Below are 12,872 nucleotides of genomic sequence, written 5' to 3'. Positions count from 1 at the left end.
CGATGCTCACGGCGGGTACCGTCCCGCGGCCTTCTGGGCGCGTGGATCGGTACCTGCCGTGAGCATCAGCAGCACCTGGGGCGCGCCTCGTGGGCGCGCGCCACCGGGACGCCGGCCCGGTGGGGACGGCGCCGCGGGGGTGGCGGGTGCGGTGGTGGGCGCAGCGGTCAGGCTGCGGGGCGGCCGATCGAGCGGTTCACCGCGGAGACGACGGCCTTGAGCGAGGCCCGGATGATGTTCGGGTCGACGCCGACGCCCCAGAGCACCCGGTCGCCGACCGCGCACTCGAGGAAGGCCGCGGCCTTCGCGTCGCCGCCCGCGCTCATCGCGTGCTCGGTGTAGTCGAGCACCCGGACGTCGACCCCGAGGGTCGCGATCGCGTCGACGAACGCCGCGATCGGGCCGTTGCCGGTGCCCTCGAGGTGCTTGAGCACGCCCGCGTCCTCGACGTCGACCGAGAGGTGGTCGAGGCCGTCGTCCTCGCTCGTCGCGCGCATGCCGCGCACCCGGAACCGGCCCCACGGCTCGTCGTCCGACGGCAGGTACTCGTCGGCGAAGATCTTCCACATCTGGGCCGGGGCGACCTCGCCGCCCTGGTCGTCGGTGACGTGCTGGACGACCTGGCTGAACTCGATCTGCAGCCGGCGCGGCAGGTCGAGCGAGTACTCGTGCTTCATGATGTAGGCCACGCCGCCCTTGCCGGACTGGCTGTTGACCCGGATGACCGCCTCGTACGTGCGGCCGACGTCCTTGGGGTCGATCGGCAGGTACGGCACCGCCCACGGGATGTCGTCGACGCTCTTGCCGGCCGCCGCGGCGTCCCGCTCGAGGTGCTCGAAGCCCTTCTTGATCGCGTCCTGGTGCGACCCGGAGAACGCGGTGTAGACGAGGTCGCCGCCGTAGGGGTGCCGCTCCGGCACGCGCAGCTGGTTGCAGTACTCGACGGTCCGCCGCACCTCGTCGATGTCGGAGAAGTCGATCTGCGGGTCGACGCCCTGGCTGAACAGGTTGAGGCCCAGCGTGACGAGGCAGACGTTGCCGGTCCGCTCGCCGTTGCCGAACAGGCAGCCCTCGATCCGGTCGGCGCCGGCCATGTAGCCGAGCTCGGCGGCGGCGACGGCGGTGCCGCGGTCGTTGTGCGGGTGCAACGACAGCGTGACGTTCTCGCGGTGGGCCAGGTGGCGGTGCATCCACTCGATCGAGTCGGCGTAGACGTTCGGCGTCGCCATCTCGACGGTCGCGGGCAGGTTGATGATGACCTTGCGGTCGGGTGCGGGCTCGAAGACGTTGAGCACCTCGTTGCTGATCCGCGCGGCGAACTCCAGCTCGGTGCCGGTGTACGACTCGGGCGAGTACTCGAAGTAGATGTTCGTGCCCTCGGAGATCGCCTCGTCGGCGAGCTTCATGCACAGCCGGGCGCCCTCGAGCGCGACGTCGACGATGCCGTCCTGGTCCAGGCCGAAGACGACGCGGCGCTGCAGCACGGACGTCGAGTTGTACAGGTGGACGACGGCCTGCTTGGAGCCGCGGATCGACTCGAAGGTCCGCTCGATGAGGTGCTCGCGGGCCTGGGTCAGCACCTGGATGACGACGTCGTCCGGGATGACGTCGTCCTCGATGAGCTGGCGGACGAAGTCGAAGTCGGTCTGGCTCGCCGACGGGAAGCCGACCTCGATCTCCTTGTACCCCATCCGGACGAGCAGCTCGAACATGCGCCGCTTGCGCTCGGGGCTCATCGGGTCGATGAGGGCCTGGTTGCCGTCGCGCAGGTCGACGGCGCACCACTGCGGCGCCTTCGTGATCTGCTTCGTCGGCCAGGTGCGGTCCGGGAGCTCCACCTGGATCTGCTCGGAGAAGGGCAGGTACTTGTGGATCGGCATGCCGGAGGGCTGCTGGGTGTTGTTCATGTCCTCGCCTCTACGTGGGAGTCGCTGGGGCCCTGATCGAGTGGTGCTTCAGATCGGCCGGCGCACGCGAGCTCCCCGCGGCGAGGGACCGGCCTAGAGGGCCCCGCCGCGGCGGCGAAGGAGGAGGGACGCCACGCGCACGGACACACCGTACACGGTCGGTGGCAGCATCGGCACATGCCACCGCTCACGCCACCGGTCACGCCACCGGTCACGCCACGAGTCACCCTGCACGGTGCGCCAGGTCTCTTCGACGGCGTCCCGTACGCCTACTCCGCGCACCGTTCCGCGCCCGGCACGCTGCTGTTCACCGCCGGGGCGTGCCCGATCGACGCCACCGGCACGGTCGTCGCGCCCGGCGACGTCCGCGGCCAGACCGAGCAGGTCCTCGCGAACCTCGTCGTCGCCCTCGAGGCCGGCGGCGCGTCGTTCGCGGACGTCGTCCGCACCACGGTCTACGTCGCGACGACGGACCGCGCCGACCTGCTCACCGCCTGGGAGGTCTTCCACGCCTTCTGCGGCGGCTACCCCGCGCCGAGCACGCTGCTCGGGGTGACGGTGCTCGGCTGGCCGGGCCAGCTCGTCGAGATCGAGGCCGTCGCGGTGCTCCCCGACGATGGCGCGACACCGGCCGCTCCCGCAGACTGACCGGATGTCAGAGACGACGGCCCGGACGGCAGCCCAGACGACGACGCAGACGACGACGCACCGCTACACCTGCCCCCTGTGCGAGGCGACCTGCGGCCTCCTCGTCGAGGTCGGGCACCCGGACGGCGGGGCGCCCCGCGTCGTCCAGGCCCGCGGCAACCCCGACGACGTCTTCAGCAAGGGCTTCGCCTGCCCGAAAGGGCTGGCCATCGGCGAGCTCCAGCACGACCCGGACCGGCTGCGGGCCCCGCTCGTCGACGGCGAGGAGACCACCTGGGAGCACGCCTGGTCGGTCGTCGCCGAACGGCTCGGCCGGGTCGTCACCGAGCACGGCCGCGGTGCGCTCGGGCTCTACCTCGGCAACCCGAACGTCCATAACCTCGCCGGCCAGCTCTACGTCGGCGCGGTCGCCCGGGCCGCGGGAACCCGCAACGTCTTCAGCGCGTCGACGACCGACCAGATGCCCAAGCAGGTCGCGACGACGTACATGTTCGGCGACCCGCTCACCGTGCCGATCCCGGACGTCGACCGCACCGACCTGCTCGTCGTCCTCGGCGCCGACCCGCTCACCTCGAACGGCTCGCTGTGGACCGCCCCCGACATGCCCGGCCGGCTGCGCGCCCTGCGCAGACGAGGCGGCCGCCTCGTCGTCGTCGACCCGCGGACGTCGCGCACCGCCAAGGCCGCCGACACCCACCTCGCGATCCGCCCCGGCACCGACGTCTTCCTCCTCGCAGCCGTCGCGCACGTCCTGCTCGCAGAAGGGCTCGCGGACGTCGGCCCGCACGTCGGCGCCCACCTCGAAGGGCTCGACGCCCTCCCCGAGGTGCTCGCCCCGTTCACGCCGGACGCCGTCGCCCCCGTCGTCGGCCTCCCCGCCGAGGCCGTCACGACGCTCGCCCGCGACCTGGCCGCGGCGCCGTCCGCCGCCGTCTACGGGCGGATCGGGACGACGACCGTCCGGTTCGGGACGCTCACCTCGTGGCTCGTCGACGTCGTCAACACCCTCACGGGCAACCTCGACTCCCGCGGCGGCGTGATGTTCCCGCTCGCCGCGGCCGGGCAGCGCAACTCCTCGCCCACGTCCCGGGCCCGCAGCCCTCGCTTCGGCCGCTGGACGAGCGCGGAGCGCGGCCTGCCCGAGGTGCTCGGCGAGCTGCCGACCGCGGCGCTCGCGGAGGAGATCCTCGGCGGCCACGTCCGCGGGCTCGTGACGGTGGCCGGCAACCCGGCCCTGTCCGCACCCGACGGCGGGCGGCTCGGCAAGGCCCTCGACGGCCTCGACGTGCTCGTCTGCGTCGACCTCTACCGCACCGAGACGGCCGCCCGCGCCGACGTCGTCCTGCCCGTCCCCGGGCCGCTCGCGCGCCCGCACTACGACCTCACGTTCAACCAGTTCGCGTGCCGGAACACCGCGCACTTCTCCCCCGCCGTGCTGCCCGCCGAGGGCGACGTCGAGCCGGAGTGGCGCACGCTCTGCCGGCTCGCCGGGGTGCTGCAGACCCTCGCCCCGCAGGTCGACCCGGACGCCGTCGACGCCCTCGTCGTCTCGACGCTGCTCGGGCAGCACGTCGCCGCCGAGGGGTCGCCGGTGCACGGGCGCGACGTCGCCGACCTCGTCGCGCAGGTCTCGACGGCCGCCGACGGCACGCCGCGCACCGGCGACGTCCGGATGCTCGACGCCCTGCTGCGGCTGGGCCCGTACGGCGACGGCTTCGGCGCGCGCCCGGACGGGCTGACCCTCGACCGGCTCGCCGCCGCACCGGACGGTGTCGACCTCGGCCCGCTCGAGCCGCGGCTGCCCGAGGTGCTCCGGACGCCGTCCGGCCGGGTCGAGCTCGCCCCGGCGCCGGTCGTCGCGGACGTCGCCCGGCTGCGCGCCGCGCTCGACGAGGCGACGGCCGCCGTCGCGGACGGCGGCCTCGTGCTCGTCGGCCGCCGGCACCTGCGCTCGAACAACTCGTGGGCGCACAACCTGCCCTCGCTCGTCACCGGCTCGAACACGTGCACGCTGCACATCCACCCGGACGACGCGGAGCCGCGCGGGATCGTCGACGGCGCACCGGTCGCGGTGACGTCGTCCGCGGGCAGCGTCGAGACCGTCGCCGAGGTGACGGACCGGATCCGCCCCGGCGTCGTGTCGCTCCCGCACGGCTGGGGGCACGCGGTCGACGGCGCCGGGCTGTCCGTGGCACGAACGGCGGACGGCGACGGCGGCGCGAACGTCAACGTGCTCGTCCCGCCGGAGGTCGACCCGCTCTCCGGCACGGCCGTCCTCAACGGGTACGCGGTCGAGGTCGCGGCCGTCTGACGGGGGCACGCAGTACGGTCGATGCTGCCTACCCGGCAACCCGACCAGTCGACCCGAGGAGCGCCGTCCGCATGCTCGACCGCGACGAGGCACCGGACCGTGACTGGTACGGCGCGGACCTGTCCGGTGAGGCGTTCGACGCGCTCGCGTTCCTCGAGACCGACCTCACCGACGCCCGGGCGACCGCGGCGTCGTTCACCGACTGCCTGTTCCGCGGCGTCCGGTTCAACGCCTCCGCCTGGACCGGCAGCGCCTTCACGAACTGCACGTTCGTCCGGTGCCGGTTCTTCTCGTCGAGCTTCACCGGCTGCAAGCTCGTCGGCAGCCGGTTCGAGCGGTGCGCGTTCGACCACCTCACGGTCGACGGCGGCGACTGGTCCTTCACCGGGCTCGCGGCCGCCGACCTGCGGACGGCGCGGCTGACGGGCGTCCGGATGCGTGAGAGCGACCTGACGAAGGTGCGCGGCAAGGGCATGACGCTGAGCCACTGCGACCTCGACGCCGCGGTGCTCACCGGGGCCGACCTGTCGGGGGCGGACCTGCGCGGCAGCCTCATGACGACCCTCGACCCGCGGGAGACCGACCTGCGCGGGGCCCAGGTGACGGTCGACCAGGCGCTCGCGATCGCCGCCGCGCTCGGGGTGCAGATCACGGGCTGACAGGGGTGACGGCGGGCCCGCGATCGGACAGGATGCGTCCGGGCGCCGAGGGTGCTGCCCCGGTCGCGCGGCAATCTCGCGTGTCGTGGTCGCGTGTCGTGGTCGCGTGTCGTGGACGCGTGCCGTGGTCGCATGGTTCGGTCACCCCCGGAGGTCGCATGAGGCAGCCCGTCGACGGTTGGTGGCCCACCGTCCCGCTCGACAGCGTCGGCACGGCCCCCGTCGAGGTCCGCACGGGCGACCGGGCGTGGGTCGCGTTCCGGCCCGCACCCGGTGCCCCGGTCGGCGTCGTCGAGGCCCGCTGCCCGCACCGGCTCGTCCGGCTCGCGCACGGCACGGTCGTCGACGGCACCGTGCAGTGCCCGTACCACGGCTGGCGGTTCGGGCCGGACGGCGCCTGCACGCTCGTGCCGTCGAACGGCCCGGACGCCGCGGTGCCGCCGCGCGCCCGGCTCGCGGCGCCGTGGGGCGTCCGGGAGGCGGACGGCGTGCTGTGGGTCGCACCGGTCGACCCGGCGGCGCCGGGGTCGCCGCTACCGGACCTGCGGGCCACCGAGGAGACCCTGACGAACCTCGACGCCTCCCTCGAGGCGGGCTGGCACCCGCTGCTCCTCGTCGACGAGGTGCCCGACCACGGGCAGGTGGCCGCCTGGCTGCTCGGCCGCGAGTACACCGTCGAACGGGCCGGCGACGGGTTCGCCGTGACCCCGCCGGTGGCCCGGTCCGCCGTCCGGTTCGACGTGCTGTGGGTGGCGCCCGCCGAGCCGCGGGTGCCGCTGCTGGAGTGCGCGGACGACACCGACCCGCTCTTCGCACCCGGCTGGCTCGAGCCCGACCGGTCGGCGTCGCCCGCCGGGGTGCTCGCGGAGAACTTCCTCGACGCCGCGCACTTCCCGTTCGTGCACGCCGGCACCTTCGGCGCGGCCGAGGAGACGTACGTCGAGCCGTTCGAGGTGGAGTCGGACGGCGACGGGCTCGTCTCCGTGCAGGACCAGTGGTTCGACAACCCGGAGGATCCCGCTGTGCTGCAAGGGATCCGGCCGGTGCGGCAGCGCCGCCGCTCGACGTACGTCCACCGCTGGCCGTTCCAGCTCCTGCTGCGCCTCGAGGAGCTCGACGCCGGTGCGGTGAAGACGATCCTGTTCTTCCTCCAGCCCGAGGCCCTCGACTCGACGCGGGTCTACACGAAGATGCTCTTCCACGGCATCGGCGGGGTCGCGGTGCCGCCGCCGGACGTCGTCGCGAAGGAGGTGGCCTTCGAGGTCGCCGTCCTCGCCGAGGACCTCGCGCTCCAGGCGGCCATGACCGTGCGCGGGCTGCCGCTGCGGATGCGCGACGAGCTCCACGTGCGCTCGGACCGCAGCGGCGTCGCGCTGCGGCGGGTGCTCGCCCGCCACCGCTCCCCCGGCGCTGCTCCCGACCCGACCGACCCGACCGACCCGGAGGCCTGACCCGTGGACCTGCTGCTGCGCAACGCCGTCCTGCTCGGCACCGACCACCCGGTCGACGTCCTCGTCGCCGGCGGCACGGTGGCGGCGATCGGCGCCGACCTGCCGGCACCCGACGGCGAGCACGAGGTCGAGGACCTCGGAGGCCGGCTCGTCACGCCGCCGCTCGTCGAGCCGCACATCCACCTGGACGCCGTCCTCACCGTGGGCCAGCCCCGGCAGAACGAGACCGGCTCGCTCTTCGAGGGCATCGCGGTCTGGGCGGAGCGGGTCAAGACCCTCACGCCGGACGACGTCGCGGCCCGTGCCCGGGAGGTCATGACGTGGCAGCTCGCGTGGGGCGTCCAGTCGGTGCGCAGCCACGTCGACGTGTGCGACCCCGACCTGCGGGCGCTCGCCGGCCTGAAGCAGGTGCGCGAGGAGTTCGCCGGCCTCGTCGACCTGCAGCTCGTCGCGTTCCCGCAGCAGGGCGTCTACGGCTTCGCCGGCGGCGCGGACCTCATGCGCCGCGCGGTCGAGGAGGGCTGCGACGTCGTCGGCGGCATCCCGCACTACGAGCTGACCCGCGAGGACGGCGTCGCCTCGGTGCAGTACGTCTTCGATCTCGCCCAGGAGTACGACCGGCTCATCGACATCCACTGCGACGAGACGGACGACGACCACGCCCGGTTCGTCGAGGTGATGGCCGCCGAGACGATCAAGCGCGGGATGACGGGCCGGGTCACCGCGAGCCACACGACGGCGATGGGCTCGTACAACGCCGCGTACGCGTACCGCCTCGTGAACAACATCAAGCGGGCCGGGCTGCACATGGTGACGAACCCGCTCGACAACTCGGTGCTCCAGGGCCGCTTCGACGTCGGCCCGGTCCGCCGCGGCCAGACCCGGGTCAAGGAGCTCGTCGCCGCCGGCCTCAACGTCGCGATCGGCCACGACTCGGTGATGGACCCCTGGTACCCGCTCGGCGTCGGCGACCCGCTGCAGTCCGCGTTCGTCATGGCGCACTACGGCCAGATGAGCGGTGCGAGCGAGCTGGAGTACCTGCTCGAGATGGTGACGACGAACCCGGCGAAGGCGCTCGGCGTCGACTCGGGCGGCATCCGCGTCGGCGGCCCCGCCGACCTCGTCGTCTTCGACGCCCCGACCGCCACCGACGCCGTCCGCCGCATCTCCCCGCGATGGCTGGTGATGCGCGGCGGCGAGGTGGTCGCCCGCACCGCACCCGCCACGACCACGGTGACCACCCCCGCCGGGACCCGCGAGGTCACGTTCCTGCGCCCCTGACGCAGCCGCCCCAGCGCCCGGACACCGCTGCGGGGTAACGACGACGGCAGGATGCCGTCGCCGTTACCCCGCAGCTGGTCGCGACGTCAGGACGTGGCGGCCTCCGTGTCGGGGAGGACCAGGACCTCGTCGCGCTCCTGGCGCTGCAGCTTGAAGAGCACGAAGTACAGCGCGCCCGCGATGAGGAAGCCGGCCTCGAAGGCGCTGTCACCGAGCCAGGCGTACTTCTCGGCGAGCGGGCCGACGTACTTGGCCTGGTTCGAGAACAGGTACACCGAGACGGCGATCGCCACGAGCATCGAGGCCCAGCCGGCCCACGGGTTGTGCTTGCGGTCGAAGAGGTAGCCGCTCACCTCGTGACCGCGGCGCAGGTACTGGTCCATGAAGACGACCGCGAGCCACGGCCCGATCCAGTACGCGATGACGAGAAGGAAGTCCTCGTACTTGTGGACGTCCTTGAGGCCGTCCCACGCGACGACGAACCCGAGCACGCCGAAGACGAGCGCGACGATCGCGCGCGCCATGCCGAGCCGGATCTTGATGCCGAGCGCGAGGAACGACATGGCGCCGGAGTACACGTTGATCGCGTTGGCCGAGATGGCGCCGATGACGATGGCGAGCAACGTGAGCTTGGCGATCCAGCCGGGCATGCTCGAGGTGAAGGCGTCCGTCGCGTTCGTGAACGGGTCGTCGGTGAGCGAGACCGACAGCGCGCCGATGATCTCGAGGACGGTGCACGAGACGAAGATGCCCAGGCCCGCGAAGATGCCGGCGCGCCGGCCCGTGACGTTGCCGACGGCGTCCTTGGGCAGGTAGCGGGTGTAGTCGGAGGCGTACGGGTTCCAGCCGGCGGCGTAGCCGAACGTCGTGCCGAGGGTGAGCATGAAGGCACCGACCGCGTTGACCTCCGGGTTGCCCGTGAGTGCGCCCGGCGAGGCCTTCGTGACGATCGCGAAGGTCGCGAGGACGAAGGCGACGGCGAGCAGGGGCAGGGCCAGCCGCTCGAAGGAGTGGATGAAGTTGTGGCCCATGAACGCCACGCCGATCTGGACGGCGACGACGATGACGAGGCCGAGCAGGTTCGGGATGCCGAAGAGCGCGTTGAGCGCGAGGGTGCCGCTGACGCTGTTCACCGCGAACCAGCCGACGCCGGCGACGACGGAGTTGAGCCCGGCCGGCAGCGCGTTGCCGCGGAACCCGAACGGGATCCGCGACAGGATCATCTGCGCGACGCCGTACTGCGGCCCGCGTGCGGAGAGGATGGCCTGGGAGAAGGCCCCCAGGCCCGTCCCGAGGACGATCGCCGCGACCGCCGCAGGGAACGACTGGCCGAAGGCGGCGACGGAGAGGACGCCGAGGAAGACGGTGGCGAACTCGAGGTTCGGGGACATCCACGTCCAGAAGAGCGAGACGGGGGTGCCGTGGCGTTCGTCGAGCGGGATGAGCTCCGCGCCGCCGGGCTCGACGGCGGCGACCTTCGCGCCGTACTCGCCCTCGCGGACGTCGGCGACGATGGTCGCCGTCTCAGGGGTGTGGGTGGACGCCATGATGGGCCTGCCTTTCCGACAGGAGCACGTCTTACGGGGGAGGCTGACGTGATGCCGGCCGTGCGGCGTCGTCTCTGACGACCTGGCCGGACACGCCGAACCGCCGCCGCCGGGTGCTCCGGCGCCGGCGCGGGGCGTGCCGTCGGGCGCACAGTAACCCGCCGGGCAGGGGTTGCGGCAGGGGGTGATCGTTACGCCCGCGTTAACCTCGCGGCCATCGGTCACCCGGCAGGTCTGCGGTGCGCGTGGAAGGCTGCGCTCCATGACGACCTGGGCGCGGCTGCTCGCCGAGGCACCGGACGTCGCGGCAGGCGTCCGCGCGCGGTTCGAGGCCCATCAGCACAAGACGATGGCGACCCTGCGCGCCGACGGGTCGCCCCGGATCAGCGGCACCGAGGTCGAGGTCCGGGACGACGGGGTCTACCTCGCCGGGATGCCCGGCAGCCGGCGCTTCGACGACCTGCGCCGCGACCCCCGGGTCGCGATCCACTCCGGCTCCGACGAGCCCCGCCACTGGTCCGGCGACGCCAAGGTCTCCGGGACGGCCGTCGAGATCACCGACCCGCAGGTGCACGCGGCGTACCGCGCGTCGCTCGATCAGGTGCCGCCCGGCCCGTTCGAGCTGTTCCGGGTCGACGTCGACGAGGCGACCGTCGTCCGCCTCAGCGACGACCGGGAGGCCCTCGTCGTGGAGACGTGGCGGCCGGGCCGGCCGGTGCTGCGGATCCGGCGGAGCTGAGCCGCCGGTCCGCAGGTCTCAGACCTGGTCGAGGACGTCGAGGACGAGCACCCGGGCGTGGGTCGTGGAGGTCGCGGGCAGGACGGCGACCGCCCGGCTGCCGACCCCGGCGGCCTTGAGGGCCGGGACGGTCTTGAGCACGGCACGGCCCGGCATGAGCACCGGGGAGCCGCCCCACGTGGAGTTCACCGTGCGGCCGGTCTCGCCGTCGACCTCGAGGAGCTGGACGACGAGGGTCCGCTTCGCGTCGACCGGGTCACCCGTCCCCTCGACGAGCAGCCGGGACCGGCGCTTCTTCGAGGTGCCCACCGCCACGACGGACGTCACCGTCGGCGCCTTGCCGGGCGCCCCGACGACCGTGGGGTAGCCGCCGCCCGCGCCGCCACGGACGGCGGTGCCGGCGCCGGCGCCGCCGGGCTCGACGACGTCCACGACGTCGAGCACGACCGCGACGGGTCCCTTCGCCCCGGCGGCGCCGGGCGCCCAGCCGTCGGCGGAGGGAGCGACGACGAGCAGCCGGGAGCCGGCCCGCCGGCCGACGACCACCTTCGCCCAGGCGTCCGCCGACGTCGGGCCGGCGATGCCGAGGCGCGGCAGCCCGCGCGCCCACGTGTCGTCGAGGGTCGCGGACGGCGCACCGCCGCTCCCCCACGACTGCACGTGGTAGCCGGTGACGACGAGGTCACCGGCCCGCACGACCCGTCCCTTGCCCGCCGACAGCACCTCGACCGCGGCCTCGGCCGGGGCGGCCGCCCCGCCGGGCACGCTGAGCGCGGGTGCCTGGCCGAAGCCGCCCGTCACGGTCACCCCGAGCCGGGTCACCGTCGGCCCCTTCGGGGCCGCCGAGCCGGACGGGGCCGCCGCGGCGGACGCCCCTGCCGCGGCGGCGGTCCCGCCGGTGCCCGCGGCACCGTCCGAGCACGCCGCGAGCGCCGCCGCCAGCGCGACGGCCCCCGCGACGTGCCGCAGCCTCGTCGACCGCAGCCTCATCGACCGTTCACGGCGTTCGAGCGGGCCGACCGGTCGCCCGCACCCACGGCGTTGATCGCCTCTACCTGGAACCGGTAGATGCCGGCGACGGGGAGCGGCATGTTGTAGGACCTGGACGACGCCGACCGGACCGACGAGGTCACCGTCTGCAGCACCGTGGCGTTGGTCGCCGTGGAACTCATCCGCCGGGCGATGACGCGGTAGCCGGTGATCGCCGAGCCACCGGTGCTCGACGGCGCCGTCCAGCGCGCCGTCGCGGTGACCGACCCGCCGCTGGCCCCGGACGCCGCCGTCCCGATCGTCGGCGCACCCGGCACGGTCGCCGGGGTCACCGCGTTCGAGCGGGGGCTGTACGTCCCCGTGCCCGCGGCGTTGACCGCCCGCACCCGGAAGTCGTACGCCGTGCCGTTGGTGAGCCCGGGGAAGACCAGGCTCGTCGCGTCCGCCGGCGCGTTCTGCACCGTGCCGACGACCGTGGTCGTCCCGGCGCGCCGGGCCTGCACCTGGTACCGCGTGATCGGCGAGCCGCCGTCGTTCGCCGGCGGCGTCCACCGCACGGTCGCCGACGCGTTGCCACGCGTCGCCGTGCCGATGGCGGGCACCCCGGGCGCCGTGGCCGGCGCGGCGGTCACGACCTGGTTCGACTCCGCGGAGAACGGGCTCGTGAGCCCGTCGGCGTTGATCGCGGCGACCTGGAACGTGTACGTGAAGCCGGGGTCGAGCCCGGTGACCGTCGCCGAGGTGCCCGGCGCCACGTTCGTGGCGAACACCGGGATGCCCGACAGCACCGCCTGGATCTCGTAGCCCGTGATGGCCGAGCCACCGGTGTCGGTCGGCGGCGTCCACGAGACCGTCGCCGACGTCGGCCCGGCGAGGGCCGCCGTCCCGATGACCGGGGCGGCCGGCGGGCCGACCGGGGTGACCGGGCCGAAGGCCGCCGAGTTCGCGCTGGGCCCGGCCGCGTTGACGGAGCGCACGACGACCATGACCGGCGTGCCGTTCGTCAGCCCGGTGATCGTCACCGAGGGCGAGGCGCCGTCCGCTGTGCCCGAGCCCACGACCGTGGTGCCGACGAGCGCGTCGGCCTCGAAGGCCATGAACGGGGAGCCGCCGTTGGGCAGGAAGCTCACCGTGACCGAGCCCGGACCGGCCTCGGCACCCGTGATCGTCGGGGCCGCGGGAGCCACCGGCACGGCCGGCGGCGCGAGCTCCTCGAAGGCCACGCAGACGCCGTTCGCGTCGGTCGACGTGCAGAACCGGAGCTTCTCGATGTTCCACAGCGTGTCCGTGCCGTCGGCGTTGCGACCGCCGCCGCGACGAACTGCGACATCGCGATGTT

General features: G+C 73.8%; 10 protein-coding genes. 6 read left to right on the top strand and 4 right to left on the bottom strand.

Annotated features, from left to right (window positions below):
* Nucleotides 1-167: 167 nt before the first annotated feature.
* On the bottom strand, nt 168-1,907 hold the full coding sequence (leuA, locus tag ECOMGDLI_RS32200; protein ID WP_088320904.1) for a 2-isopropylmalate synthase: 1,740 nt from the start codon (nt 1,905-1,907) through the stop codon (nt 168-170).
* Between the two features lie 177 nt (nt 1,908-2,084).
* Here leuA and ECOMGDLI_RS32195 point away from each other — a divergent pair, with 177 nt between their 5' ends.
* The 5 genes from ECOMGDLI_RS32195 (at nt 2,085) to ECOMGDLI_RS32175 (ending at nt 8,257) form a co-directional block, all read left to right on the top strand.
* Nucleotides 2,085-2,555 carry a RidA family protein gene (locus ECOMGDLI_RS32195; protein WP_088320903.1) on the top strand — a complete coding sequence of 157 codons (471 nt, stop codon included), beginning with the start codon at nt 2,085-2,087 and terminating at the stop codon, nt 2,553-2,555.
* A 4-nt stretch (nt 2,556-2,559) separates the two neighbouring features.
* Entirely contained in the window at nt 2,560-4,866 is a 2,307-nt protein-coding gene (locus tag ECOMGDLI_RS32190; protein ID WP_088320902.1) for a molybdopterin dinucleotide binding domain-containing protein, read from the top strand.
* 71 nt (nt 4,867-4,937) lie between these two features.
* Entirely contained in the window at nt 4,938-5,525 is a 588-nt protein-coding gene (locus ECOMGDLI_RS32185) for a pentapeptide repeat-containing protein (RefSeq protein ID WP_088320901.1), read from the top strand.
* 158 nt (nt 5,526-5,683) lie between these two features.
* Nucleotides 5,684-6,976 (top strand): Rieske 2Fe-2S domain-containing protein, encoded by a 1,293-nt coding sequence (locus tag ECOMGDLI_RS32180; protein WP_088320900.1) that lies wholly within the window; start codon nt 5,684-5,686, stop codon nt 6,974-6,976.
* A gap of 3 nt (nt 6,977-6,979) precedes the next feature.
* Entirely contained in the window at nt 6,980-8,257 is a 1,278-nt protein-coding gene (locus ECOMGDLI_RS32175; RefSeq protein ID WP_088320899.1) for a cytosine deaminase, read from the top strand.
* Between the two features lie 86 nt (nt 8,258-8,343).
* On the opposite strand, the gene ECOMGDLI_RS32170 is transcribed toward ECOMGDLI_RS32175, so the two are convergent.
* Nucleotides 8,344-9,804 (bottom strand): cytosine permease, encoded by a 1,461-nt coding sequence (locus ECOMGDLI_RS32170; RefSeq protein WP_088320898.1) that lies wholly within the window; start codon nt 9,802-9,804, stop codon nt 8,344-8,346.
* 262 nt (nt 9,805-10,066) lie between these two features.
* Between ECOMGDLI_RS32170 and ECOMGDLI_RS32165 the strand changes: the two genes are divergently transcribed.
* The gene (locus tag ECOMGDLI_RS32165) at nt 10,067-10,543 is read left to right on the top strand and encodes a pyridoxamine 5'-phosphate oxidase family protein (protein WP_088320897.1); all 477 of its coding nucleotides are present in this window, start codon (nt 10,067-10,069) and stop codon (nt 10,541-10,543) included.
* 18 nt (nt 10,544-10,561) lie between these two features.
* Here ECOMGDLI_RS32165 and ECOMGDLI_RS32160 read toward each other — a convergent pair whose 3' ends face one another.
* Complete coding sequence (locus ECOMGDLI_RS32160) at nt 10,562-11,533, bottom strand: hypothetical protein (protein ID WP_088320896.1); 972 nt, start codon at nt 11,531-11,533, stop codon at nt 10,562-10,564.
* Nucleotides 11,530-12,872, bottom strand: a 1,343-nt coding sequence (locus tag ECOMGDLI_RS32155) for a fibronectin type III domain-containing protein (protein ID WP_143448062.1), incomplete at its 5' end; no start/stop codon positions are given. The genes ECOMGDLI_RS32160 and ECOMGDLI_RS32155, both read right to left, overlap by 4 nt.

The organism is Kineosporia sp. R_H_3 (assembly GCF_002198675.1).
Taxonomy (GTDB): Bacteria; Actinomycetota; Actinomycetes; order Actinomycetales; family Kineosporiaceae; genus R-H-3.
Note: the sequence above shows the minus strand (reverse complement) of the source record. Positions and strands in the feature narration are given on the sequence as shown.